This window comes from Kocuria sp. PD6, assembly GCF_031844145.1.
Classification (GTDB): domain Bacteria; phylum Actinomycetota; class Actinomycetes; order Actinomycetales; family Micrococcaceae; genus Kocuria; species Kocuria marina.
Window position 1 is genome coordinate 24,821 of the sequence record NZ_JAUZUS010000001.1, and the last position, 24,673, is coordinate 49,493.

At 69.1% G+C, this 24,673-nt stretch carries 23 protein-coding genes; 3 read left to right on the forward strand and 20 right to left on the reverse strand.

Annotated features, from left to right (window positions below; all coding sequences use genetic code 11):
- Positions 1–18: 18 nt before the first annotated feature.
- From Q9R22_RS00135 to rpsO, 14 genes are all read right to left on the reverse strand, one after another.
- On the reverse strand, positions 19–783 hold the full coding sequence (locus Q9R22_RS00135) for a regulatory protein RecX (protein ID WP_131333197.1): 765 nt from the start codon (positions 781–783) through the stop codon (positions 19–21).
- 17 nt (positions 784–800) lie between these two features.
- A complete protein-coding gene (recA, locus tag Q9R22_RS00140; RefSeq protein WP_085106687.1) occupies positions 801–1,946 on the reverse strand; it encodes a recombinase RecA in 1,146 nt (381 codons plus the stop codon).
- Between the two features lie 167 nt (positions 1,947–2,113).
- On the reverse strand, positions 2,114–2,335 hold the full coding sequence (locus Q9R22_RS00145) for a DUF3046 domain-containing protein (protein ID WP_131333198.1): 222 nt from the start codon (positions 2,333–2,335) through the stop codon (positions 2,114–2,116).
- 161 nt (positions 2,336–2,496) lie between these two features.
- Positions 2,497–2,922: a helix-turn-helix domain-containing protein gene (locus tag Q9R22_RS00150; protein ID WP_064845953.1), complete on the reverse strand. Its 426-nt coding sequence runs from the start codon at positions 2,920–2,922 to the stop codon at positions 2,497–2,499.
- A 149-nt stretch (positions 2,923–3,071) separates the two neighbouring features.
- Positions 3,072–3,569 (reverse strand): CinA family protein, encoded by a 498-nt coding sequence (locus Q9R22_RS00155; RefSeq protein ID WP_131333199.1) that lies wholly within the window; start codon positions 3,567–3,569, stop codon positions 3,072–3,074.
- Positions 3,566–4,195 carry a CDP-diacylglycerol--glycerol-3-phosphate 3-phosphatidyltransferase gene (gene pgsA, locus Q9R22_RS00160; protein WP_131333965.1) on the reverse strand — a complete coding sequence of 210 codons (630 nt, stop codon included), beginning with the start codon at positions 4,193–4,195 and terminating at the stop codon, positions 3,566–3,568. The genes Q9R22_RS00155 and pgsA overlap by 4 nt, the downstream gene beginning before the upstream one ends.
- On the reverse strand, positions 4,192–7,116 hold the full coding sequence (locus tag Q9R22_RS00165; RefSeq protein ID WP_131333200.1) for a DNA translocase FtsK: 2,925 nt from the start codon (positions 7,114–7,116) through the stop codon (positions 4,192–4,194). The genes pgsA and Q9R22_RS00165 overlap by 4 nt, the downstream gene beginning before the upstream one ends.
- A gap of 83 nt (positions 7,117–7,199) precedes the next feature.
- Positions 7,200–8,894, reverse strand: coding sequence for a ribonuclease J (locus Q9R22_RS00170; RefSeq protein ID WP_131333201.1), 1,695 nt, complete (start codon positions 8,892–8,894; stop codon positions 7,200–7,202).
- Between the two features lie 15 nt (positions 8,895–8,909).
- Positions 8,910–9,845 (reverse strand): 4-hydroxy-tetrahydrodipicolinate synthase, encoded by a 936-nt coding sequence (gene dapA, locus Q9R22_RS00175; protein ID WP_131333202.1) that lies wholly within the window; start codon positions 9,843–9,845, stop codon positions 8,910–8,912.
- Between the two features lie 9 nt (positions 9,846–9,854).
- The gene (locus Q9R22_RS00180; RefSeq protein ID WP_131333203.1) at positions 9,855–10,490 is read right to left on the reverse strand and encodes a hypothetical protein; all 636 of its coding nucleotides are present in this window, start codon (positions 10,488–10,490) and stop codon (positions 9,855–9,857) included.
- Positions 10,487–11,245 (reverse strand): 4-hydroxy-tetrahydrodipicolinate reductase, encoded by a 759-nt coding sequence (gene dapB / locus Q9R22_RS00185; protein ID WP_064845960.1) that lies wholly within the window; start codon positions 11,243–11,245, stop codon positions 10,487–10,489. Before dapB ends, Q9R22_RS00180 begins: the two co-directional genes overlap by 4 nt.
- 11 nt (positions 11,246–11,256) lie before the next feature.
- Entirely contained in the window at positions 11,257–12,660 is a 1,404-nt protein-coding gene (locus Q9R22_RS00190; RefSeq protein WP_131333204.1) for a pitrilysin family protein, read from the reverse strand.
- Between the two features lie 21 nt (positions 12,661–12,681).
- A complete protein-coding gene (locus Q9R22_RS00195) occupies positions 12,682–14,940 on the reverse strand; it encodes a polyribonucleotide nucleotidyltransferase (protein WP_131333205.1) in 2,259 nt (752 codons plus the stop codon).
- A 245-nt stretch (positions 14,941–15,185) separates the two neighbouring features.
- On the reverse strand, positions 15,186–15,455 hold the full coding sequence (gene rpsO / locus Q9R22_RS00200; RefSeq protein WP_035963435.1) for a 30S ribosomal protein S15: 270 nt from the start codon (positions 15,453–15,455) through the stop codon (positions 15,186–15,188).
- A 326-nt stretch (positions 15,456–15,781) separates the two neighbouring features.
- Between rpsO and Q9R22_RS00205 the strand changes: the two genes are divergently transcribed.
- The 3 genes from Q9R22_RS00205 to Q9R22_RS00215 are packed head-to-tail and all read left to right on the forward strand — an operon-like array spanning position 15,782 to position 17,878.
- Positions 15,782–16,240 carry an S-ribosylhomocysteine lyase gene (locus Q9R22_RS00205; protein ID WP_035963447.1) on the forward strand — a complete coding sequence of 153 codons (459 nt, stop codon included), beginning with the start codon at positions 15,782–15,784 and terminating at the stop codon, positions 16,238–16,240.
- A complete protein-coding gene (locus tag Q9R22_RS00210) occupies positions 16,237–17,013 on the forward strand; it encodes a 5'-methylthioadenosine/adenosylhomocysteine nucleosidase (RefSeq protein ID WP_242670444.1) in 777 nt (258 codons plus the stop codon). The genes Q9R22_RS00205 and Q9R22_RS00210 overlap by 4 nt, the downstream gene beginning before the upstream one ends.
- Entirely contained in the window at positions 17,006–17,878 is an 873-nt protein-coding gene (locus Q9R22_RS00215) for an aldo/keto reductase (protein WP_131333206.1), read from the forward strand. The genes Q9R22_RS00210 and Q9R22_RS00215 overlap by 8 nt, the downstream gene beginning before the upstream one ends.
- A 19-nt stretch (positions 17,879–17,897) precedes the next feature.
- Here Q9R22_RS00215 and Q9R22_RS00220 read toward each other — a convergent pair whose 3' ends face one another.
- The 6 genes from Q9R22_RS00220 to infB form a co-directional block, all read right to left on the reverse strand.
- The gene (locus Q9R22_RS00220; RefSeq protein ID WP_131333207.1) at positions 17,898–18,911 is read right to left on the reverse strand and encodes a bifunctional riboflavin kinase/FAD synthetase; all 1,014 of its coding nucleotides are present in this window, start codon (positions 18,909–18,911) and stop codon (positions 17,898–17,900) included.
- Positions 18,912–18,959: 48 nt separating this feature from the next.
- Positions 18,960–19,430 (reverse strand): hypothetical protein, encoded by a 471-nt coding sequence (locus Q9R22_RS00225; protein WP_207387838.1) that lies wholly within the window; start codon positions 19,428–19,430, stop codon positions 18,960–18,962.
- Between the two features lie 41 nt (positions 19,431–19,471).
- Positions 19,472–19,843, reverse strand: coding sequence for a hypothetical protein (locus tag Q9R22_RS00230; RefSeq protein ID WP_131333208.1), 372 nt, complete (start codon positions 19,841–19,843; stop codon positions 19,472–19,474).
- Positions 19,843–21,045, reverse strand: a complete 1,203-nt coding sequence (gene truB / locus Q9R22_RS00235) for a tRNA pseudouridine(55) synthase TruB (RefSeq protein ID WP_131333209.1) — start codon at positions 21,043–21,045, stop codon at positions 19,843–19,845. The genes Q9R22_RS00230 and truB overlap by 1 nt, the downstream gene beginning before the upstream one ends.
- 3 nt (positions 21,046–21,048) lie before the next feature.
- Entirely contained in the window at positions 21,049–21,504 is a 456-nt protein-coding gene (gene rbfA / locus Q9R22_RS00240; RefSeq protein ID WP_131333210.1) for a 30S ribosome-binding factor RbfA, read from the reverse strand.
- Positions 21,505–21,721: 217 nt separating this feature from the next.
- Positions 21,722–24,640, reverse strand: coding sequence for a translation initiation factor IF-2 (infB, locus tag Q9R22_RS00245; RefSeq protein ID WP_131333211.1), 2,919 nt, complete (start codon positions 24,638–24,640; stop codon positions 21,722–21,724).
- Positions 24,641–24,673: the final 33 nt, after the last annotated feature.

Below are 24,673 nucleotides of genomic sequence, written 5' to 3' on the forward strand. Positions count from 1 at the left end.
CGGCCAAAGGGGCACCGATCAGGGCGTGTCCCACACGTGGGCGCCGTCCGGATCCGGCCGATCGCGCCCGCCCATTGTGGACCCGCCCGCGGCGTACTCATCTCCCGAGAACCCGTCTCCCGGGAACCCGTCTGCGGAGAACTCGTCACCGGCGAACTCGTCACCCGCGGACTCCTCCGATTCGAACTCCTCCGCCGAGGCCTCCAGCGCGCCCAGCTCCTCCTTGACCACGGCGAACGCGAGTCCCGGCGGGTACCCCTTGCGTCCGAGCATGCTCACGAGCCTGCGGGTCAGCCGGTCGCGTTCCTTGCGGTCCGACGGGTCCACGGAGGCGGGCAACTTCTTGCGCACGAGGACGTGGGCGTCCCGCAGTTCGTCGTGGTCGGAGCGCTGTTCGAGGGCCTCGTCCGCGATCTCACCCGTGATCCCGCGCTGCGCGAGTTCTCGGCGCAGAGCCGAGCGGGACAACCGGCGGGTCTCGGCGCGCGACCTGACGAACATCCCCGCGTAGGCCCGGTCGTCCACGAGGTTCACTTCCTCGAACCGGTCGAGCACCTCCCGAGCGACGTCCTCGGGGACGTTGCGGTCCGCGAGTTTGTCCTCGAGCTGGTGCCGCGACTTGGCCGATGCGCTCAGCTGTCGCAGGACGATGGCGCGGGCGACGTCGCGGGGATCGGCTTCCGCTTCACCCGATGACTCCGCGGACGCGGGCGGCGCCGCCGGGCTCCAATGGGAATCGGAGGCCCGGCGGCGCCGGGAACCATAGCGCTTAGATTCAGTCATGAAGGGACGGCGTCAGCTCAGAATGCCGGAAGTTCGGTCTCGTCCTTGGCCGGTGCGAACGGGGCATCCGGGTCCAGGTCCTGGGGATCGTCGCCGAACCCCTCCGTGTCCTGGGAGGCCTGGTCCGGGTCCTCGCTGATCCCGAGCTTGACCAGGATCTTGCGTTCGATCTCCTGGGCGAGTTCCGGGTTGTCCTTGAGGAAGCGGCGCGAGTTCTCCTTGCCCTGGCCGAGCTGGTCCCCCTCGTAGGTGAACCACGCACCGGACTTCTTCACGATGCCGTGTTCCACGCCCATGTCGATCAGGCCGCCCTCGATGGAGATGCCCTGACCGTAGAGGATGTCGAACTCGGCCTGCTTGAAGGGCGGGGCCATCTTGTTCTTGACGATCTTGGCGCGGGTGCGGTTACCCACGGGGTTCGCACCGTCCTTGAGGGTCTCGATCCGGCGGACGTCCACGCGGACGGAGGCGTAGAACTTCAGCGCCTTACCACCCGTGGTGGTCTCCGGGGAGCCGAAGAACACGCCGATCTTCTCGCGCAGCTGGTTGATGAAGATCGCGGTGGTGTTGGTGTGGGACAACCGACCCGTGATCTTACGCAGGGCCTGGGACATCAACCGGGCTTGCAGACCCACGTGGCTGTCGCCCATTTCGCCCTCGATCTCCGCCTTGGGCACGAGGGCCGCCACGGAGTCGATCACGATGATGTCGATGGAGCCCGAACCCACGAGCATGTCCATGATCTCGAGCGCCTGCTCACCGGTGTCCGGCTGGGACACCAGCAAGTTATCCGTGTCCACACCGAGCTTCTCGGCGTAGACCGGGTCCAGCGCGTGCTCGGCGTCGATGAAGGCGGCGATCCCGCCGGCCTTCTGGACGCTGGCCACGGCGTGCAGGGCCACGGTGGTCTTACCCGAAGATTCCGGGCCGTAGATCTCCACGACACGGCCGCGGGGGAACCCGCCGATACCCAGTGCGACGTCCAGCGCGATGGAACCGGTGGGGATGGTCTCGATCTTGTTGGCGGGGCGATCCCCCAGCCGCATGACCGATCCCTTGCCGTAGTTCTTGTCGATCTGGGACAGGACGGTGTCCAGCGCCTTCTGACGATCGGATCCGGCCACCTGAGAGGGTGCCGGTGCGCCCTTGGACTTGGCTGCCATGTTTCACCTCGGTTCTCGGGGGCCGGGGCGGCCCTGTCGATGTCTTCGCGTTCCACGGTACAAAGGGGGTCCGACAGCCATAAGAGACCGGACGGGTTGTGGAGCGCGCGTGAGCTGATTCGAATATACCTTCGAAGACGGCGTGGCGCACGCCGTCCACGGCGAACTCAGCGCCGGGGCGGTTGATCCGGACCCCACCACCGGGACTCGGGGATATCCTGGGCGCGGCACACCGCGAACCACACCGTCTTGGGGTCCGTCCCGGACTCGAGGGCCTCCGCGGCCGTGCGCTCACCCAACTCGGTCAAAACCAGATCCCGAGCGAGAACCCGGCTGTACACCGCCCCGAATTCGTGGGACATCAGGTCCCAGAACGCACTGACTCGCATGAACGACTTCTCCTCGGTATCGACGCTGCATAGATCCGCTAATTCTCCACGCTGTGCGGACCCCACGGTGATGCGATGAGCAACGGACCCGCCCACAGGGCGGGTCCGTTCGTTGGTCTGGTGCACCGCGGCCGGTTCGGCCGCAGCGAGCGGGGTCTGACTCAGTGCGCGCCGGCGGCGGTGCCACCGCGCAGCTGACGCATCTCCCGCGTGAACTCCTCCGTGAGCTCGGACGGCACGGTGTCAGGGATGAACGTGCCCTCGGCGTAGGCGAGACGGTCCGCGACCTCGCGCAGCATCTGGGACATCGGGATGTCCAGTGCCGCACAGATGGACGCGAGCAATTCGGAGGAGGCTTCCTTCTGTCCTCGCTCCACCTCGCTCAGGTACCCCAGCGAGACGCGGGCACTGTGCGAGACCTCGCGCAGGGTCCGGCCCTGACGCTGGCGGACGTTGCGCAGCACCTCGCCTATCTCCTGACGCAGGACACCGACCTTGACATCATTGGTTTTCCCGTGAGCTTCATCGGACACACCCACGTCCTTCCAACGGACAACACCATTGACAGACACGGGTTGCTTCGTCATGTGAATTGCTTCTCCTCGTACGAATTGACGGGGCCTTCTGCATCGCTGACGACGCAGTGGTCGAGGCCTCTTGAGCCCATCGGGCTCAACCTCTGATATCCATAACGGGCTTACGTGTTCGATTGTTCCCGCTCGGCGGCCTAAAAACACTAGGCGTTGGCTGAGAATGAGATTTGAGTCGTCAATGCGTCAAGCGCGCGGCCCACGGTGGCTTGCCGGATTTCGGCCCGGTCACCGCTGAGATCCAAACGCTCCACCCGCTCCACACCCGGACCCGCGATCCCCACGAAGACGGTTCCCACGGGGTGTCCGTCGTGCGGTTCCGGCCCGGCGACCCCGGTGGTGGACACGGCCCAGTCCACGCCCAGGCGCTCGCGCGCGCCGCGGGCCATGGCCACCGCGACCTGCGGGTTCACCGCCCCGCGTTCCTCGAGCAGCTCCTGGGACACACCCAGCACGCGTTCCTTGACGGCGTGCGAGTAGCTCACGACCGCTCCCTCGAAACACGCCGAGGCACCCGCCACGGTCACGATCGCGGATGCGAGCGCGCCCCCGGTGAGGGATTCGGCCGTGCCCACCGTGACCCCGCGGGCGATGGCGCGGCGCACGAGCTCCGCGGCGTCGTACCCCGGCCGGTTCTCTGTCACGCCGCATCCCCGCGCACGGCCCGGTTGCGCAACTGCACGGCCTTGATCACGTAGTCGATGCCCGTGATCACGGTGGCGAGCAACGCGAGCGCGGTGAGCACCCACGCGAACCACAGCCACCACTGCCCCACGAAGGGGGTGAGCGGCAACAGCAGAGCGATCAGCGCCGCGGTCTGCAGGACGGTCTTGGTCTTGCCGCCCTTCGACGCGGCCATCACGCCGTAGCGGATCACCACGAATCGCATGAGCGTGATGCCCCACTCGCGCACCAGGATCACGATCGTGACCCACCACCACAGTTCCCCGAGCATGGACAGCACCACGAACGCGGCACCCGTGAGCAGTTTGTCCGCGATGGGATCGGCGATCTTGCCGAAACTCGTGATGAGGTTGCGCGCCCGGGCGATGTCCCCGTCGAGCTTGTCCGTGAGCATCGCGAGCCCGAACGTGACCACGGCGGCCCAGCGCATGCCCATGGAGTCCTGGCCGTGGGTCCCCCCGGCCCACAGGAACCAGACGAAGAACGGGACCATGACGATCCGCAGGGCCGTCAGGGCGTTGGGCAGGTTCCAGTTGGAGCTGTTGGGTGCCGGCTCCGCAGGCGGGGTGTTCTCGTGTGCGCTCATCGTCCTGTCAGCTCCCATGCGTCCTCGGCTGTCTCGGATCCGTCGTGGTAGTCGTGGGCGACGTCGGCCAGCGACGCCTCCACCGGGTCCTCGCCGTAGTCCACGGACCCCGTGGCGGGTGCGGCGGGAGCCGGGGGCTCCTCGCCGCGGATCAGGGCGAGGGTCGCGGCGAGGTCGTCCGGCTTGACGAGGACGTCACGTGCCTTGGACCCCTCGGACGCCCCGACTACGCCGCGTGACTCGAGCAGGTCCATGAGCCGCCCAGCCTTCGCGAAACCCACGCGCAGCTTGCGCTGGAGCATGGACGTGGACCCGAACTGCGTGGTGATGATCAGCTCGGCGGCCTGCAGCAGGACGTCGAGGTCGTCCCCGATGTCCTCGTCGATCGTCTTCTTGGGCGCTTCCTGCACGACGTCGTCGCGGTAGTGCGTGCTCATCTGCGACTTCACGTGCTCCACGACCTTGTGGATCTCCGACTCGGAGACCCACGCGCCCTGCACACGCATGGGCTTGGACGCGCCCATGGGCAGGAACAGGGCGTCACCCTGGCCGATCAGCTTCTCCGCACCGGGCTGGTCCAGCACCACGCGGGAGTCGGTGACCGAGGACGTCGCGAACGCCATCCGGGACGGGACGTTGGCCTTGATCAGACCGGTCACGACGTCCACCGAGGGCCGCTGCGTGGCGAGCACGAGGTGGATGCCTGCGGCACGCGCGAGCTGGGTGATCCGCACGATCGCGTCCTCGACGTCCCGCGGGGCCACCATCATGAGGTCCGCGAGCTCGTCCACGATCACGAGCAGGTACGGGTAGGGGCGGATGGTGCGCTTGGACCCGGGTTCGGGTTGCACCTTCCCGTTGCGCACGGCCTTGTTGAAGTCGTCGATGTGCTTGTACCCGAAGTGGGAGAGGTCGTCGTAGCGCGCGTCCATCTCCCGCACGACCCACTGCAGGGCCTCGGCGGCCTTCTTGGGGTTGGTGATGATCGGGGTGATCAGGTGCGGCACGCCCTCGTACGCGGTGAGTTCCACACGCTTGGGGTCCACCATGACCAGGCGCACCTCGTCCGGGGTGGAGCGCATGAGGATCGAGACGATCATGGAGTTCACGAACGAGGACTTACCCGCACCGGTAGCACCGGCCACGAGCATGTGCGGCATCTTGGCGAGGTTCGCGAGCACGAAGCCGCCCTCCACGTCCTTGCCCACGCCCATGATCATGGGGTGTTCGGACGCCCGGGCCTTCTGCGAGCGCAGCACGTCCCCCAGCGCCACGGTCTCACGATCCGTGTTGGGGATCTCGATGCCGATCGCGGACTTGCCCGGGATGGGCGAGAGGATCCGCACGTCCGCGGACGCCACCGCGTACGCGATGTTCTTGGACAGCGCCGTGACGCGCTCCACCTTGGTCCCGGAGCCCAGTTCGATCTCGTAGCGCGTGACCGTGGGCCCGCGCGAGAAGCCGGTGACCTCGGCGTCCACCTTGAACTGTTCGAGTACGCTCGTGAGCGCCCGGACCACCTGGTCGTTGGCCTCGGAGCGTTCCTTGGCGGGCGGGCCCTGCACGAGGTCCGCCACGGGCGGGAGGCTGTAGGCTACGTCGCCCTGCAGCTTGAGCTGCTCGGAGCGGGCCGGGATGGGGGTCGCGGGCGTGTGGGTGCGGGGCTGGGCGTCATCGTCCACCTTGAGGGCGGGCGCGTCCGACGCCGCCGCGGTGTCCGCCGCGGGCGCGATCCCCTGCTCCTCGCGTAATTTCTGGGCGGCGCGCTGGGACTTGGTGGGGCGCTTCTCGCCGGGGCGCAAGGCGGCCCCCGGGTTCGGGATCGCGTCGGTGTCCTGGACCTCGGACGCCGCGGTGGCGCCCGCCGCCTGCGCGGCGTCGCGCACGGAGGAGGACCCACCGGCAGAACCCCCGCGCGCGGAGCGCTCCGCGTGCGAGCCGACGTCGAACACGCTCGTCGATCCCGCATCCCGTGCCTCGCGGCGGTTGGCCTCGCCCACGACAGCGCGCTCGAACGCCTCGTCACCGTCGTAGCGTTCCAGCTCGTGGCGCTGCTTGCGTCGCTCGGAGCGCCGTGAGCGCTTCTCGCGTGTGGGCCGGGTGGGATCGAGGTAGGAGCGGTCGTGCGCGGGATCGGTGACGTCGATCGCGCGGGGCTCGTACTGGCCCGTGAGACGGCGGTAGAGCTCGCGCAAGCGCGGCCCGATCTCCCCCACGGGCGTGGCGGTCATGACGAGCACGGCCAACGCCGCGAGCAGCACGAACACCGCGAGCGCGCCCCACCGGGTGATCAGGGACGCCAACGGGTCCGCGGCCAGGAAGCCCACGAAACCACCCGCGCGCCACACGGCGTCGAACCCGTCACCCAGACCGGGCGCGCCGCCCAGCAGGTGCGCGGTGCCCGCGCCGGCGACGGACAGCGCGAGCAGACCGATCGCGATGCGGTTGTTGGCCTGCGTGGCCTCGGGGTGACGGAAGACGCGGATCGCGAAGAAGAAGCAGAAGATGGGCAGCACGAGGGCCATGAACCCGAAGGTCCCGCCCACGACCGCGTGCACCCAGGACGCGGGGATCGCCACGAGCGCGAGGTCCACGCCGCGCAGGTTCCACCACTCGACCGCGGCGATCACGACGGCGAGCACGAGCCACACGAGCGCACCGCCGTCGCGGCGCTGTTCGGGAGCCATGTCCGTGCGCACGGTCCCCACGCGGCGCACCGCGGCCCCCACCACGTGTCCGGCGCCGGACCACGCGTTGACCACCCCGTGCAAGGCGGTGGAACCGGCCGAGGGCCCCGTGGATCCGGAGCGTGCGGACGTGGACCGTGCGGGGGCCTTCTTGCCGTTCTTAGGGGAACGCGCGGAACTCGAGGACCTGCCGGAGGCCTTCGAGGAGCGCGCGGGGGAAGTTCGAGACGCCATGCCCCCAGGGTACCCGCACTGCGCAGCGGCCCGCCCGGAGTCGGATCCGGGCGGGCCGCTGCGCAGTGCGGTGGTTCGGGGCGTCAGGCCTCGACGACCACGGGCACGATCATGGGCTTGCGCCGCAGCTTGCGGGAGACCCACGAGCCCACGGTGCGCCGCACGATCTGCTGCAACTGGTGGGTCGTGTGGTTCTTGCCGCTCTCGCCGAGCGCGTCCTCGAGGGCCGCGGAGATCCGGGGGCGGATCTCGTTGAACACGGTGTCCTCCTCGGCCACGCCGCGCGCGTGGATGTCCGGGCCGGAGACGATCTTGCCGGTGTCCCGGTTGACCACGGTGACTACGGAGATGAAGCCCTCCTCGCCGAGGGTCATGCGGTCCTTGAGGTCCGCGTCCGTGATCTCACCCACGGAGGAGCCGTCCACGTAGATGAACCCGCACTCCACCTGCCCGGTGATCTTGGCCGCGCCGGAATGCATGTCCACCACGGTGCCGTTCTCCGCGAGCAGCACGTGGTCCGCGGGGACGCCGGTTTCCTGGGCCAGGTTGCCGTTGGCGATCAGGTGCCGGATCTCGCCGTGGACCGGCATGACGTACTCGGGTTCCACGATGTTGTAGCAGTACAGCAACTCGCCCGCCCCGGCGTGACCCGAGACGTGGACCTTGGCGTTGCCCTTGTGCACCACGTCCGCGCCCAGGCGCATGAGCCCGTTGATCACGCGGAACACGGAGTTCTCGTTGCCCGGGATCAGGGAGGACGCCAGGATCACGGTGTCCCCTGCGTTGACCTGGACCTTGTGGTCCCCGTTGGCCATGCGGGACAGCGCGGCCATGGGCTCACCCTGGGAACCGGTGCACATGATGACGATCTGGTCGTCCCGGTAGTCGCCCACCTTCTTCTGGTCCACGAGCACGTTGGGCGGCACGTCCAGGTAGCCGAGCTTCTCGGCGATCGCCATGTTGCGGATCATGGATCGGCCCATCAGGGCGACCTTGCGACCACTGGCCACAGCGGCGTCGAGCACCTGCTGCACGCGGTGGACGTGGGAGGAGAACGACGCCACGATCACGCGCTGCTTGGCGCGGGCGACCACGTCTGCGAGCACGGGGCCGATGGCCTTCTCGGACGCGATGAACCCGGGAACCTCGGCGTTGGTGGAGTCCGTGAGGAACAGGTCCACACCCTCCTCGCCCAGGCGGGCGAAGTGACGCAGGTCCGTGATCCGCCCGTCCAGGGGCAGCTGGTCCATCTTGAAGTCACCGGTGTGCAGCACGGTCCCGGCCTTGGTGCGCAGGAACACTGCCAGGGCGTCCGGGATGGAGTGGTTCACGGCCACGAATTCGCACTCGAACTCACCGAGGCGCTCCACCTGGCCCTCGCGCACGGCCATGGTGAAGGGCTTGATCCGGTGCTCCTGCAGCTTGGCCTCGATCAATGCGAGCGTGAGCTGCGAGCCCAGGATGGGGATGTCCGGGCGGCGCTTGAGCAGGTACGGGACCGCGCCGATGTGGTCCTCGTGCCCGTGGGTGAGCACGATCGCGACGATGTCGTCGAGGCGCTCACGGATGTGGTTGATGTCCGGCAGGATCAGGTCCACGCCGGGCTGGGTTTCCTCGGGGAACAGGACACCGCAGTCGACCACGAGCAGCTGCCCGTTGATCTCGAACACGGTCATGTTCCGACCGACCTCGCCCAGACCGCCCAGGGGGATGACTCGCAGGGTGTCCTTCGCGAGTGCCGACGGTTCGGAGAGGTCGGTGGTGTTCCAATGGGTCATGAGACCCCTTTCATCTCAGGTGGTCAGCGTGTCGGCGATGACCGACGTGCTCAGGTCCGAGCGGATCTGCTCCAGCTCGGCCTGTGTGGGTGTCACGTGCGGCAAGCGCACCGTGTTGTTCGGCAGGCGGCCCTGCCAATGAAGAATGGTCTTCGCGGCCACGGCCCCGGGGATCCGGGTCATGGTGGCACGCACGAGCGGCAACAACTCCTCGTTGAGCCGCTGCGCGGTCTCGAGGTCCCCCGCCAGGGAGGCGTCCACGAGTTGGCGGTAGCGCGGGGTGTCGATGTGGGTGGTCACACCCACGAGACCGGACGCGCCGAGCGCGATCCACGGGAGGGTGAGACCGTCGTCGCCGGAGTAGAAGAGCAGGTCCGTCTCGGCCATGACCCGGGCGGCGGCCATGAAGTCCGCCTTGGCGTCCTTGACGGCCACGATGTTCGGGTGGGAGGCCAGGGAGATCATGGTCTCGGGCTCGATCGGGATCCCCGAGCGCCCGGGGATGTCGTACACCATGACGGGCGTGTCCACGGAGTCCGCGAGCGAACGGAAGTGCGCCTCGACCCCCGCCTGGGTGGGTTTGTTGTAGTACGGGGTGACGATCAGCAGGCCGTCCATCCCGATCTTCTGCGCCTCGAGGCACAGGAAGCGAGAGTGCTCGGTGTCGTTCGAACCGGTCCCCGCGAGCAGCGGCACGCGCCCGCCCACGGCGTCCTTGACGGCGCGGAAGACCGAAAGGTTTTCCTGGTCGGTCATGGTGGAGTACTCACCGGTGGTGCCGCACACCACCAGACCGTCACAACCGTCGTCCACGAGTTGCTCGGCGAGGTGACCCGTGGCCTCGAGGTCCACCGAGCCGTCGTCGTGGAAGACCGTGACCATGGCAGTGAGCAGGGACCCGAACATGGGCGCGGACCGCTGCGTCCGCGCAGGTGCGCTGTCGTGTGTCATATCCACAGGTTACCGCCCAGAGCGGGCGAGCACCGTTTCCGGATCCGTCCCCCGATGTAGGGCTATGGCGGTGCGCATGGACCTGCGTGCCCGCCGGCCGTCGCCGCTCGCGGAGTACGCGAGGCTCAGTCGGTACCACCCGCCCCAGTCTGCGGGGAACGCCTCGACCTCGCGGCGCACGACGTCGAAGTGCTCGTCCGCGGCAGCCCGCACGTACCGTCCGGACGGGGTCCTCGGCAGATCGTCCGCGGGAAGCTCACCGCGCGCGGCGAGTTCCCGGCCGAGGCGTTCGGTGCGGGCGCCGAAGACGATCTCGCGCACCATGGCCCACGTGCCCACCGCGGGGATCACGAGCATGGCCACGCCCAGCAAGGTGGGCAGCCAGCCCCCCGTGCCGAGCAACAGGACCGCCCGGTGGAAGGCCAAGGCGAGGTACAGGGCCAGCAGCCCGATCATGAGCTCGGCCAGGATACGACCCTTCGCACCCACCTCGAGCACGGTGAACACCGCGGCGAACGCGAGCATGGCGACGAGCCAGATCTTGGAGCCCACGGAGATCGGCAGGATAAGCACCGTGATCACGAGCAGCACGATCACGGCCGTGGCCCACCAGCGCAGACCGGAGAAGGAACGGGCGCGGCTCACAGCCCCAGGTCCATGTAGCCGTCCAAGCCGTGGGTCAGCCCCGGGTGCTTCGCGACCGAGCGCACGCCCAACAGCACACCCGTCATGAAGGACACGCGGTCGAAGGAATCGTGGCGCACGGTCAGCTGCTCCCCCGTGTTGCCCAGCAGGGTCTCCTGGTGGGCCACGAGCCCGCGCAACCGCACCGAGTGCACGTGCACACCGTCCAGGTCCGCACCGCGTGCGCCGTGCGGATCGGATTCCGTGGCATCCGGCGACGGCGCCACACCGGCCCGTTCGCGCGCGGCGGCCACGAGCGCAGCGGTTCGCGCCGCGGTACCGGACGGGGCGTCGAGCTTCTGGGGGTGGTGCAGCTCCACGATCTCCACGGACTCGAAGAACGCCGCGGCCATCTCGGAGAACTTCATGGCGAGCACCGCACCCACCGCGAAATTGGGGGCGATCAGCACACCCGTGTCCGGGGAATCGGCGAGCCACGACTCGAGCTCGGCCAGAGTGGCGTCGTCCCAGCCCGTGGTCCCCACGACCGCGTGGATACCGTGTTCCACGGCGAAGCGCACGTTCTCCCGCGTGGCGCTCGGGACCGTTAGGTCCACGACCACCTGGGCGCCGGAGCTCACGATCTCCTGCAGGTCGTCACCGCGACCGAGGGCCGCGACGAGTTCCATGTCCGAGGCGTCCGTGATGGCCTTCACTGCCTCGGAGCCCATGCGTCCGTTGCGGCCCAGTACGGCCACCTTGATCTGCTCGTTCATGTGATCCCGCCTCATTCCTGGTTCTGCTCGACGTGCGGCCCCACCACGGTGCGCACCGTGGCATCCGCGGACAATTGCGCGGCCAGTGTCTGCACGTCCTCGGACGTCACGGCGCGGATGCGCCGCAGGGACTCGTCCACGTCCATGAAGATGCCCGTCTTCAGTTCCGCGGACCCCAGCCGGGACATCCGTGACCCTGTGTCCTCGAGGGCGAGGACCGTGGCACCGCTGAGTTGGCCCTCGACCTTCGCGAGTTCTGCCGCATCCATCCCGTCCTGGGCGAGCCGGTCCAGCTCGGCGCGCATGAGCTCGCTGACCTGGTCCACGCGCTCGCCCGTGCACCCCGCGTACATCCCGAAGAACCCGGCGTCCGAGTAGGAGCCCGAGAAGGAGAACGTGGAGTACGCGAGCCCCTTCTGCTCCCGGATGGTGTGGAACAACCGCGAGGACATCCCGCCACCCAGGGCGGCGTTGAGCACGGTCATGGCGAAGCGACGCTCGTCCCCCGACTGCAGTCCGGCGCCGCCCAGCACCACGTGGGCCTGCTCGACCGGGCGCTCGAACGTGTGGGTCCCCACCAGGGGCGTCAGCTGCGCCGGCGAGGAGTCCCGCCGGGCACCGGCGTGACCGGTCGCGTCCGGGTCCCAGCCCGCGCGGGCCAAGGACTCGCGCACGAGTTCGACGACGCGGTCGTGGTCGAGACCCCCGGCCACCGTGACCACGAGGTTCTCGGGGCGGTAGGAGCCGCGGTAGTGCTGCCACACCGCGTCACGGGTCACGGAGCGGATCTCCTCGGGGGTGCCCGCGATGGGCCGCGCGAGCGCGGATCCGTGGAGCACCTCGGCGTTGAACTGTTCGAACGCGAAGTCCGTGGGATCGTCCCGGTCCATGGCGATCTCCTCGAGGATCACGCCGCGTTCGCGGTCGAACTCCTCGGGGTCCAGGACGGCACCGGTGAACATGTCCGCGAGCACGTCCACCGCCATGGGCAACTGCTCGGAGAGCACCCGTGCGTGGTAGCACGTGTGTTCGTGGGCCGTGAACGCGTTGGACTCCCCGCCCACGCGGTCGAAGGCCTCCGCGATCTCGAGCGAACTGCGCCGGGACGTGCCCTTGAACAGCAGGTGCTCCAGGAAGTGCGTGGAACCGAGCATGCCCGGGGCCTCGTCACGCGAGCCCAGGCTCACCCAGAACCCCACGGACACCGAACGCTGCCCGGGCATCTTCTCGGTGAGCACCCTGGTCCCGCACGGCAGGACGGTGCGCATGATCACGGCGCCCTCGGCGTCGTCGTGCACCACGTGGGTGAAGCCCGGCGCATGCGCCGTGGCCGAATAGGCCCGAAGGCGGGCGGCCCCGCCGGAGACGTGCTCCGCGGGATCGCCCGCCCTCAGGGGAAGGTGAACAACTGTCATCTAGTAACGAACACCCTCTGCTCAGTTCTCGTCGTCGGAGGACTCGGCCGGGGCCTCGGACTCGGCCACGACGGGCGCGAGGGACAGCTTGCCGCGGTCGTCCACCTTGGTGATCTCCACCTGGACCTTCTGGCCCACGGACACGACGTCGTCGACCTCGTTGACGCGCTTGTTGTCGTTGAGCTTGCGCATCTCGGAGATGTGGAGCAGACCATCCTTGCCCGGGGTCAGGGACACGAACGCACCGAACGTGGTGGTCTTGACCACGGTGCCCAGGTAGCGCTCGCCCACCTCGGGGACCTGCGGGTTGGCGATCGCGTTGATCGCCGAGCGCGCGGCCTCCGCGGAGGGGCCGTCCGTGGCGCCGATGTACACGGTGCCGTCGTCCTCGATGGAGATGTCGGTGCCGGTGTCCTCCTGGATCTGGTTGATCATCTTGCCCTTGGGGCCGATCACCTCACCAATCTTGGACACGGGCACGTTCACCGAGATCACGCGCGGCGCGAACTCGCTCATCTCGTCCGGGGCGTCGATCGCGGAGGTCAGCACGTCCAGGATGTAGAGCCGGGCCTCGCGGGCCTGGGTCAGGGCCGAGGCCAGGACCGAGGCGGGGATACCGTCCAGCTTGGTGTCCAGCTGGATCGCGGTCACGAACTCGGACGTGCCGGCGACCTTGAAGTCCATATCACCCAGCGCGTCCTCCGCACCGAGGATGTCGGTCAGGGCCGCGTACTGGACCTCGCCGTTGACGGTGTCGGAGACCAGGCCCATGGCGATACCGGCCACGGGAGCGCGCAGCGGCACACCGGCGTTGTACAGCGACAGCGTGGACGCGCACACGGAACCCATGGACGTGGAGCCGTTGGAGCCCAGCGCCTCGGAGACCTGACGGATCGCGTACGGAAACTCCTCCCGGGAGGGCAGCACGGGCGTGATCGCACGCTCGGCGAGCGCGCCGTGACCGATCTCGCGGCGCTTGGGCGAACCCACGCGGCCGGTCTCACCCGTGGAGTACGGAGGGAAGTTGTAGTGGTGGATGTAACGCTTGTGCTTGACCGGGGACAGCGAGTCGATCTGCTGCTCCAGCTTGAGCATGTTCAGCGTGGTGACACCCATGATCTGGGTCTCGCCGCGCTCGAACAGCGCGGAACCGTGCACGCGCGGGAGCACGTCCACCTCGGCGCTGAGCTGACGAATGTCCGTGAGACCGCGGCCGTCGATGCGCACCTTGTCCTTGAGGATGCGCTGGCGCACGGTCTGCTTGGTCAGGGCCTGGTAGGCACCGTTGACCTCGTCCGCGCGGCCCTCGAAGGCCTTGCCCTCGCCCGTGAGCTCGGCCAGCGTGGACTGGTGCAGTTCGTCGGTCGCGGCCTCGCGCTCCTGCTTGCCGGCGATCGAGTAGACCTCCGCCATGCGCTCGCCCACGAAGTCCTTGACGGCCTCGGCGGCGTCGTCCTCGTACCCGCCGAAGCGAGGCAGGTCCAGCTCGGGCTTGGCGGTGCGGGAGGCGAGATCCGCCTGGGCGTCGCACAGGGCCTTGATGAACGGCTTGGAGGCCTCGAGGCCCTCGGCCACGAGCTCCTCGGTCGGTGCGACCGCGCCCTGGCCCTTGATGAGCTCCCAGGCGTTGTCGGTGGCCTCGGCCTCGACCATCATGATCGCGACGTCCGAGCCGCCGTCCTTGGTGCTCACCACGCGGCCGGCCACGGCCATGTCGAACACGGCGTTCTCCAGCTGCGAGTGCTTGGGGAACGCGATCCACTGATGGGAACCGTTCTCCTGGGCCATGAGCGCCATGCGCACGCCGCCCACGGGGCCCTGGAAGGGCAGCCCGGACAGGGTCGTGGACATGGACGCGGCGTTGATCGCCACGGTGTTGTAGATCTCGTCCGGGGCGATGGACGTGACGGTCACGACCACCTGCACCTCGTTGCGCAGGCCCTTGCCGAACGCGGGGCGCAGCGGGCGGTCGATCAGACGGCACGTGAGGATCGCGTCCGTGGACGGGCGACCCTCACGGCGGAAGAACGAACCGGGGATGCGACCCGCGGCGTACATCCGCTCCTCGACGTCCACCGTGAGCGGGAAGAAGTCGAAGCCCTCCCGCGGGTGCTTGCCCACGGCCGTGGCCGAGAGCATGGAGGTCTCTTCGTCGATGTAGACCATGGCCGAACCCGCGGCCTGGCGGGCGAGTCGGCCGGTTTCGAAGCGCACGACGCGCTTGCCGTACGAACCGTTGTCGATAACGGCTTCTGCACTCTGGATTTCGGGACCCTCCAAGGGTCACCTCCGTTTCTTCGTGGTGCGCGATCCGCGCGACACACCGGTCTTCGATCGAGGCGCTCGCAGCGCGTGAGCGTTGCGAAGGCCACTGTCGAGGACCGCGACATGCAGCGCGGTCACGCTATGACGTGATTTCTCGTTGGATTGTCCGGACACGCGGTCCGGGTGGCGGTGTTCGTCACGAACAGCGCCGGTTGCGGCGGTTCCCCGCGCTCCGACAGGGGCACGGGGAACCGGTCACATCACTTGCGCAGGCCGAGGCGCTCGATGAGCGCACGGTAGCGGGCGATGTCGGTGCGACGCAGGTAGTCCAGCATGCGACGACGCCGTCCCACCAGGGCCATGAGGCCACGGCGGGTGTGGTGGTCGTGCTTGTGCATCTTCAGGTGCTCGGTCAGATCGGAGATCCGACGGGACAGCACCGCGATCTGCACCTCGGGCGAACCGGTATCACCCTCGTGCGTCGCGTACTCGGTGATGATCTGGTTCTTGATCGTGGCATCCAGGGCCATGTGTAACTCCTCGAGTCAGTACCGTGACCGCCCGGTGCGTGAGATTCTCGCCCGGGGTCCGGGAGCGAGCTCCCGGGGTCGAACCGCCACGGACCGCAGTCAGACCAGCGTCCATCCTAACCGATCCTCCGCCGGGGCACCGTAAGGACCGTCACCACTCGGCGGACGACGGCGCGGCGCACCGCTGCAGGGCCCCGCACCCACACGGTGCGGCAGCGCCGTCGCAATCCCGCGGGAGGGCCAGCGCCGTCCAACGGGAGCGACGTCGCCGCCCCGCGGGAGCGCCCCGGACGTGCGAAGCGGGACCGACCTGGAACAATGGGGGCATGCAGAAGATGAACGTCGAATCATTCAACCTGGACCACCGCAGCGTGGCCGCCCCCTACGTGCGGATCGCGGATCGGAAGGAACTGCCGGGTGGTGACACCCTCGTGAAGTACGACGTCCGCTTCACCCAGCCCAACCAGGCGCACCTGGAGATGCCGGCGGTACACTCGATCGAGCACCTCACCGCGGAGCACATGCGCAATCACACGGACGCCCTGATCGACTTCTCCCCCATGGGCTGCCAGACCGGTTTCTACGCGCTCATGCTGGGAGTGGAGACCGAGGAGTTCGAGCGCCTGCTCGAGCGCACCTTCCGGGACATCCTCGAGGCGGACGAAGTCCCGGCCGCGAACGAGGTGCAGTGCGGCTGGGGCGCCAACCACAGTCTCGAGGCCGCCCAGGACGCGGTGCGCGGATTCCTGGCCGAGCGCGAGCACTGGGACGAGGTCACGCGGTGACGGACGACGCCGCACGGTTCGCCGCGTGCGTGGGCGCACCGGCCGTCGTGGTCGCCATGGCGGAGGAGGCCGAACCGTTCCTCGCGGACGCCGACTCCCGCTGCGAGAACCCCCACGTGATCGGCGGTGCCGAGCTGTACGCCGTCGAGGCCGCGGGGCGCCCCGTGCTCGTGGTGCGTACCGGGATCGGATTGGTCAATGCCGCGTCGACCCTGAGCGCGATGCTGGAGCGGTTCGAACCGAGCGCCGTGATCTCCGCCGGTTCCGCCGGGGGCCTGCGCGCGGACGTCAACGTGGGTGACCTGGTGATCGGCACCGAGTTCCGCTACGCGGACGCGGACGCGACCGCCTTCGGGTACGAACCGGGACAGGTGCCCGGGATGCCCCCGGCCTTCGCGGCGTCGTCGGAGCTCGTGACGGCCGCGAGCAGCCTCGCGGCCGCAGAGGGCTACGCCGCGTGGCGCGGAACGATGCTCTCGGGCGGCGCGTTCGTCACGGCGCGCAACGTGGGGGCGACCCGCGAGGTGTTCCCCGAGGCCCTGAGCACGGACATGGAGACCACGGCGCTCGCGCACGTGTGCCACGACCGTGGCGTGCCCTTCCTGGCCGTGCGCGCGATCTCGGACCTGTGCGGTCCCGCCGCGGACCAGCAGTTCCACATGGAACTGGACATCGTGGCCCGGATCAGTGCCCAGGCCGTGACCGAACTGCTCGGCGGGCTCCCGCCCGTCCAGCCACCCACACGTCGAGGAGAACGAGGAACGCATGAGTGACGACAAGACCAAGGACCTGAAGGACGCCGCCCCGGACGTCGCCAAGCACGTGCTGCGCGACGGTCACGAGATCCCCCAGCTGGGGTTCGGCACGTACCCCATGGACGACGCCGAGGCCGAGGCCCTGATCCCCGAGGCCGTGTGGCGCGGCTACCGGCTCATCGACACCGCGGTGAACTACGGCAACGAACGCGGCGTGGGCCTCGGTGTGCGCTATTGCGACATCCCCCGCTCGGACCTGTTCCTCACGTCCAAGCTCCCGGGCCGGGATCACGGTACGGACAGCGTGCGGCGGTCGCTCGAGGGCACGCTCGAACGGCTCGGCACGGACTACCTGGACCTCTACCTGATCCATTGGCCCAACCCCAGCGTGGACCGGTACGTGGACACGTGGCGCGCCATGATGGCCGCGCGCGACGAGGGCCTCATCCGCTCGATCGGTGTCTCCAACTTCCTGCCCGAACACCTCCTGCGCCTGGAGCGGGAGACCGGGGAGATGCCCGTGGTCAACCAAGTGGAGCTGCACCCGCAGTACCAGCAAGAGACCCTGCGGGCGTTCCACGAGGAGCACAAGATCCTCACCGAGGCGTGGTCCCCGCTGGGGCGCAAGACGGACCTCCTGCGGGACCCGTGGCTCCTGGAGATCGCACGCAAGGTGGGACGCACCCCGGCCCAGGTGGCGCTGCGCTGGCACGTGCAGTCGAGCATCGTGGCGATCCCCAAGTCCTCGAACACCGAGCGCATGGCGGAGAACATCGACGTGTTCGAGTGGGAACTCACGGACGAGCAGATGGAACGGGTGCGCATGCTGCACACCGGCATCAGCGGTTCGGGGTTCGACCCCTCCGTGCACGAGGAGATGTGATCAGCCCCACCGGGTGAGCTCAGTCGGTCCCGCGCGCCTGTTCCCGCAGGATGTCGCGGGACCGATTCACGTCGTCGCGCATCTGAGACACGAGCGCGTCGATCCCCCGGTAGGCCACCATCCCGCGCAGGCGTTCCACGAATTCGACCACCACGGTCTGCCCGTAGAGGTCGAAGTCCTCCACGGCCTCGTCCGGGCGGTCGATCACGTGGGCCTCGACCTGGCGGTTCACACCGTCGAACGTGGGATTCGACCCCACGGAGATCGCCGTGGGCCAGCGGGTGCCGTCCTGGTCCACGAGCCAGCCCGCGTAGACCCCGTCCGCCGGGATGAACCCCGTGGCCTCGGGTGCCAGGTTGGCCGTGGGGAAGCCCAGTTCACGCCCGCGTGCGGCCCCGTGCACCACTTCCCCGCGCATGCGGTGGTGCCGGCCGAGCAGTTTGGCAGCACCGCGGATGTCCCCCGCCTCGAGGCACGAGCGCACCCACGTGGACGAGCAGCGACGGTCGTCGCTCCAGCCCACCAGACCGTTGAGTGCATCCGTGTCCTCGGGGACCAGACCCGCGACGTCGTCCACGACCTCGACCTCGAAGCCGTGTTCACGGCCGAGCTCCCTGATCACCGGCAGGTCCCCCGTGTTGTCACGCCCGAGCCGGACGTCCGACCCGATCACGAGACACACCGCGCCCAGCGGTTTCACGAGGTAGTCGACCACGAACTCCTCGGGGCTCAGCTCGGAGAACTCGAGGCTGTACGGCAGCACGAGGACGGCGTCCACGCCTGTGGCCTCAAGGGCGTCGAGCTTGTCCTCGAGACCCATGATGAGTCCGGGGTGAGATTCGGGCCGGTGCACGAGAGCCGGGTGCGGATCGAAGGTCACGACCACGGAGCGGGCCTCGAGACGCCGGGAGGTCTCGAGCAGCCGCGCGAACACGTGTTGATGACCGCGGTGGACACCGTCGAAGTTGCCGATGCTCACCACGGAGGGACCGAATCCCGGGGTGACCTCGTCCAGGCTTCTCCAGCGAATCACTGTTCTCCTCGATGTCTTCTGCGTGGTCAGGGTGTGTGCGGGCGACGTCTAGAGCCTACCGCTCCGCCGGGAGGGCCGTGTCAGCCACAACCACACGAGCCCCACGATCGGGAGCACGAGCGGCACGTAGCCGTAGCCGGCACCGAAGTGGGACCACACGCTCGCCTTGGGGAACAACTGCGGTTCCAGGACACTGAGCAGGCCCACGCCCAGCACACCCGCGAGCTCCACGACCACGGCCACCGTGGCGACCCTGTGCCAGCTCGGACCGGACTTGGCCAAGGCGATCGTCGCCAGGACGTAGATCGCGGCGGAGATCGTGGACAGGATGATCGCGAGCGGGGCCGCGGAGAACTCGGTGGCGAGCTGGTAGAGCGAGCGCACCCCCGCGGAGAGCGAGAAGACGGCGTACACCACGATCAGCAGCCGCCCGAACCCCGAGTTCTTCCGGTCGGATCCCGCGCGGGGCCCTGACCGCCCGAAACGGTTCTGCAGCGTGGTGCGTGAGGGCTCAGCCATGCTCGTCCTTCCCCCGGCGGCCCGTCCCGGCCGCTGCGGCGTCACTGGTAGTAGTAGATGAAGTTCATGCGGTAGACCATCACGGCCACCACGGGACCGGCGGCGGCCAGGATAAGGGTGGACCACCGCGAGCGTTCCACGAGGGACCACACGAACGTCCCCGCGGGGATCAGCAGCGCCGTGAGCAAGTAGCCCCAGTACTCGAGCAGGCTCCCGGAGGGATCCGGACCCAGCACGGGCAGGAACACCGAGCCCACCGCGTAGACCAGCAGGAACGCCTCGAGCACGAGCACGGAACCCTGGGAGAAGTCGTCCGGCGCACGGCCGCGCGCGGCCTGCACGAGGCAGATCACGCACGAGAGCACACCCAGGACCACCGATGCCCAGAACCACCCGTCATAACCCCACAGCATCAGTCGTGCGTCCGTTCCGTTCGCTTGGTTCCGTCCTGTCCCGCTCCGGGGTCACCCGCCCCGGGTTTTTCCACGCCTGTATCATCCGGCGCCGCGGCAGCCGTGAACGTCACCCCCGCCGCGATCCCGAGCACCGACGTCGTGTATCGGCGGTAGGCGGGGCCGCGGTCCTCGGCGAGGGCCACGAGTGTCCCGTCCGGTGCGAAGCATGCGACGGGCAGCCCCGCCCGGAATCCCCCGGCCGGCTCGGATCCCGACGCCGCGGCGTCGCCGGCGGATGCATTGTCGCCGGCGCCTGCCCCGGAACGAGACGCGGCGCCGTCGACCTGCGACGCGCCGCCAGGATGAACCTGCTTCGCGGCGATCCTGCGCCCGTGCGACAGGTCCGTGGCCTCCCGGGCGGTGAGCTCGCGCACGGGAAACAGTCCGCGGGCGGCGTCGTCGATCGGCAGCGTCGAGACCGTGCCGCCGGCGCGCACCTGCTCCGTGAGCTCGTCGAGCGTGTGCGACTGCTCGAGCGTGAACGACCCCACGCGCGTGCGCCGCAGCGCCGTGAGGTGCCCGCCCACGCCCAGGGCCTCCCCGAGGTCGCGTGCGAGGGCGCGGATGTACGTCCCGGAGGAGCACGTCACGGTCGCATCGACATCCACCGCGGTGGGCTCAGCGTCGGTCGGCTCGCGGGAGATCCCGTGCACCGTGAACTCGTGGACGGTGACCGGTCGCGCGGGCAGCTCCACGTCCTCGCCCTTGCGCACGCGGGCGTACGAGCGCTGCCCGTCCACCTTGATCGCGCTGACCGCGGACGGGACCTGCTGGATCTCACCGGTCAGCTCGGCGACCGCGGCCAGGACGGCGTCATCGGTGAGCGCGGCGAGCCGCTCGGGCGCGGCCGTGCTCGTGACGTCCCCCTCGGCGTCGTCGGTCACGGTCGCGGCACCCAGGCGGATGCTCGCCCGGTACGTCTTGTCCGTGCCCGTGACGTAGGTCAGCAGCTTGGTGGCCTTCTCGACCCCCACGACCAGCACGCCCGACGCCGCGGGGTCCAGAGTGCCCGCGTGACCCACCTTGCGGGTCCCCGCGAGGCGGCGCATGCGTGAGACGACGTCGTGCGAGGTCCAGCCGAGCGGTTTGTCCACGACGACGAGCCCGGTCACCCTCGGGAGCGAGGGTGCCGGGCTCGGGATTTCCTGGCGTTCGGTCACCGTTCAGTCCTGCGACCGGCTCTCGGGGGCTTCGTCATCCGCGTCGGACGTGCGGTAGGCGTCCTCCCCCGCGGCGTACTGAGCGCTCTGGGCCTGTTCAGCCACCTGGGCGTCCTTCTCACGCGCGGTGCGCAGCAGCGACTCGAGACGTGCGGCGTCCGCGGGGATCTCGTCCGCGACGAAGGTGAGCGTGGGGGTCAGGCGCGCGGTGATGTTCCTACCCACCTCGGAGCGCAGGATGCCCTTGGCGGACTCCAGGGCCCGCGCGGTCTCCTGACGCTGCGTCTCGTCCCCGTAGACGGTGTAGTACACGGTCGCATGCTGCAGGTCGTTGGTGACCCGCGCGTCCGTGACGGTCACGAAACCCACCCGGGGGTCCTTGATCCTGCGTTCGAGCGCCTGGGCCACGATCACCTTGATGCGATCGGCCAGTCGAGCGGCGCGGGCGGCGTCGGCCATGGTGGTACTCCTCGTGTCCGGGCAACACCGGGGCGTTGCACTGTGCGGGGGTGGTGCGCCGTGACGCGCCACCCGGTGCGATCCGCCCATCACGGAACGGATCGCGGTGCGGGCGGAGTGCCCGCGTGATCTCGTGGGAATCACACGGGCACCCGGACCCGCTGTCACGTGGTCGCGGCCGGTGCGCTCGCGTGAGGGCACCGGCCGCGGGGACCCGTCAGTCGCGCGGCTTCTCGCGCATCTCCCAGGTCTCGATGAGGTCACCCTCGCGGATGTCGTTGAAGGAACCGAGTCCGATACCGCACTCGTAACCCTCGCGCACCTCGGTGGCGTCGTCCTTGAACCGGCGCAGCGAATCGATGGTGAGGTTGTCCTGCACCACGTTGCCGTCGCGCACCAGGCGGGCCTTGCCGTTGCGGCGCACCACACCCTTGGTGATGTACGCACCGGCGATGTTGCCCCACTTGGACGAGCGGAAGACCTCGCGGATCTCGGCGGTACCGAGCTCCACCTCCTCGTACTCCGGCTTGAGCATGCCCTTGAGCGCGCTCTCGACGTCGTCGATCGCGTTGTAGATCACGGAGTAGAACTTCATCTCCACGCCCTCGCGCTCGGCCAGGTCCGTCACGCGCTCGGCGGGACGGACGTTGAAGCCGATGATCACGGCGTTGTCCACCGTGGCCAGGTTGACGTCGTTCTGGGTGATCGCGCCCACGCCGCGGTGGATGACCCGTAGCTGGACCTCTTCGCCCACGTCGATCTTGAGCAGCGAGTCCTCGAGCGCCTCCACGGCACCGGACACGTCACCCTTGATGATGAGGTTGAGGGTATCGATCTTGCCCTCGGCCACGGCCTCGTCGAAGGACTCGAGCGTGATCCGCTTGCGGCGCTTGGCGAGTTGGGCATTGCGGTCCGCGGCCTCACGCTTCTCAGCGATCTGACGCGCGGTGCGCTCCTCCTGGGTGGCCAGGAACGTGTCACCCGCGCGCGGCACGGAGGACAGACCCAGCACCTGCACAGGGCGGGACGGCAGCGCCGCCTCCACGGTGCGGCCCATCTCGTCGAACATGGCACGCACGCGACCGTACGCGGCACCGGCCACGATCGAATCGCCCACGGTGAGGGTGCCGGACTGGACCAGCACGGTGCACACCGCGCCGCGGCCCTTGTCCAGGTTGGCTTCGATGGCGACGCCGCGGGCGTTCTTGTCCGGGTTCGCCTGCAGTTCCAGAGCGCCGTCCGCCGTGAGCACGATGGCGTCCAGCAAGTCGTCGATGTGCAGGTTCTCGCGGGCGGAGACGTCCACGAACATGGTGTCGCCGCCGTACTCCTCGGGCACCAGGCCGTACTCGGTGAGCTGACCGCGGATCTTCTCCGGGTTGGCGTCCGGCTTGTCGACCTTGTTCACGGCCACCACGATCGGCACGTTCGCCGCCTGGGCGTGGTTGAGTGCCTCGACGGTCTGCGGCATCACGCCGTCGTCCGCGGCGACCACGAGCACGGCGATGTCCGTGACCTGCGCACCACGGGCACGCATCGCGGTGAACGCCTCGTGACCCGGGGTGTCGATGAACGTGATGGGCCGTTCCTGACCGTCCACCTCGGTGGAGATCTGGTACGCACCGATGTGCTGGGTGATGCCGCCGGCCTCACCCTCGATCACCTTGGTGTTACGGATCGCGTCCAGCAGGCGGGTCTTACCGTGGTCCACGTGACCCATGACAGTGACCACCGGCGGGCGCGGTGCCAGGACGTCCTCGCCCTCAGCCTCCAGTTCCGCCTCGAGGTCGATGTCGAAGGACTCGAGCAGCTCGCGCTCCTCGTCCTCCGGGGAGACCACCTGGATCTGGTAGCCGAGCTCGGCACCCAGCAGCTGGAAGGTGTCCTCGTCCAGGGACTGGGTCTGCGTGGCCATCTCACCCAGGTGGATGAGCACGGTCACGAGCGACGCCGGGTTCGCGTTGATCTTCTCCGCGAAGTCCATGAGCGAGGCACCGCGGCGCAGCCGCACCACAGTGCTGCCGTCGCCGTGGGGAACCGACACGCCGCCGACGGCGGGTGCGCTCATCTGCTCGAGCTCCTGGCGCTTCGCCCGCTTCGACTTGCGGTGCTTGCCGCGGGCACCACCGCGACCGAAGGCACCTTGCGTGCCACCGCGGCCACCGCGGCCGCGGAAACCACCGCCGCCACCGGTACCACCACCGCCGGCGCCACCACCGCGGCGGGGTCCCCCACCGGGTGCCGGGCGGCTACCGATCGGGGCCACACCCGTGGTGTGACCGGGCATCATGTTCGGCGAGGGGCGGGGCCCACCGGGACGGGGGCCGCCCTGACCCGTTCGCGGTGCACCCGTACGGGGCGCACCGGGACGCGGGCCACCCTGGCCCGCCTGAGCGGGACGAGGGCCACCCGGACGGGGACCGCCGGGACGGGGTCCGCCCTGACCGGCATTGCTCGAACGCATCCCCTGCTGGGACGCGAACGGGTTGTTCCCCGGACGCGGTGCTCCGGGCTTGGCCGAGCGCTGCTGGCCGGGGCGCGGCGCACGCTGACCACCGTCGGAACCGCGGCCCATGCCCTGTTGGGACGCGAACGGGTTGTTCCCCGGACGCGGTGCGGACTGACCCGGCTTGACACTACCGGGCTTGGGGGCGTTGGCACGGGGGCCCGGGGTCGCCGCACTGCGCGGCGTGGCCGAGTCGGAGGCGGCGGGCTTGAAGGCAGCGGGCTTCGCGACCGGGGTCTCGGAGGCTTGGTGCTCGGACACCGGCTTCGCGGGGGCCTTGGGGGCACCCGGGGTCAGCGCGGCGGATCCGGCAGCGGGCTTGGCCGCGGCGTCGGAACCGGCGGGCTTGGACTGGACCCTGCCCCCGGGCTTGGGCGCGGAGGACTTCTCCGCGGGCTTCCTGGCGCCCTGCTGCGCGGGCTTGCCGGAGTTGCCCCCGGCGGCATTCTTGGACTGGGCGGCGGAATCGCCGCCGGCGGGGTACGCCGAACGCAGTTTCTTGGCCACGGGCGGTTCCACCGTGGAGGACGCTCCGCGAACGAATTCGCCGAGTTCCTGAAGTTTGGAAATAGCTTCCTTGGACGTGATTCCGAGCTCTTTGGCGAGCTCGTGGACACGGGGCTTGGCCACTGTTCTCCTGTCTCGGTCCGCACCGAAACAGGT

What these genes read in the sequence shown, in the direction of transcription:
- Q9R22_RS00165 (WP_131333200.1), bottom strand. Translation starts at nt 7,116, where the DNA reads ATGGCGTCTCGAACTTCCCCCGCGCGCTCCTCGAAGGCCTCCGGCAGG.
- Q9R22_RS00150 (WP_064845953.1), bottom strand. Translation starts at nt 2,922, where the DNA reads ATGACGAAGCAACCCGTGTCTGTCAATGGTGTTGTCCGTTGGAAGGAC.
- Q9R22_RS00190 (WP_131333204.1), bottom strand. Translation starts at nt 12,660, where the DNA reads ATGACAGTTGTTCACCTTCCCCTGAGGGCGGGCGATCCCGCGGAGCAC.
- Q9R22_RS00215 (WP_131333206.1), top strand. Translation starts at nt 17,006, where the DNA reads ATGAGTGACGACAAGACCAAGGACCTGAAGGACGCCGCCCCGGACGTC.
- rpsO (WP_035963435.1), bottom strand. Translation starts at nt 15,455, where the DNA reads ATGGCCCTGGATGCCACGATCAAGAACCAGATCATCACCGAGTACGCG.
- dapA (WP_131333202.1), bottom strand. Translation starts at nt 9,845, where the DNA reads ATGACACACGACAGCGCACCTGCGCGGACGCAGCGGTCCGCGCCCATG.
- dapB (WP_064845960.1), bottom strand. Translation starts at nt 11,245, where the DNA reads ATGAACGAGCAGATCAAGGTGGCCGTACTGGGCCGCAACGGACGCATG.
- Q9R22_RS00225 (WP_207387838.1), bottom strand. Translation starts at nt 19,430, where the DNA reads ATGGCTGAGCCCTCACGCACCACGCTGCAGAACCGTTTCGGGCGGTCA.
- Q9R22_RS00205 (WP_035963447.1), top strand. Translation starts at nt 15,782, where the DNA reads ATGCAGAAGATGAACGTCGAATCATTCAACCTGGACCACCGCAGCGTG.
- Q9R22_RS00145 (WP_131333198.1), bottom strand. Translation starts at nt 2,335, where the DNA reads ATGCGAGTCAGTGCGTTCTGGGACCTGATGTCCCACGAATTCGGGGCG.
- recA (WP_085106687.1), bottom strand. Translation starts at nt 1,946, where the DNA reads ATGGCAGCCAAGTCCAAGGGCGCACCGGCACCCTCTCAGGTGGCCGGA.
- pgsA (WP_131333965.1), bottom strand. Translation starts at nt 4,195, where the DNA reads ATGAGCGCACACGAGAACACCCCGCCTGCGGAGCCGGCACCCAACAGC.
- Q9R22_RS00230 (WP_131333208.1), bottom strand. Translation starts at nt 19,843, where the DNA reads ATGCTGTGGGGTTATGACGGGTGGTTCTGGGCATCGGTGGTCCTGGGT.
- Q9R22_RS00135 (WP_131333197.1), bottom strand. Translation starts at nt 783, where the DNA reads ATGACTGAATCTAAGCGCTATGGTTCCCGGCGCCGCCGGGCCTCCGAT.
- Q9R22_RS00170 (WP_131333201.1), bottom strand. Translation starts at nt 8,894, where the DNA reads ATGACCCATTGGAACACCACCGACCTCTCCGAACCGTCGGCACTCGCG.
- rbfA (WP_131333210.1), bottom strand. Translation starts at nt 21,504, where the DNA reads ATGGCCGACGCCGCCCGCGCCGCTCGACTGGCCGATCGCATCAAGGTG.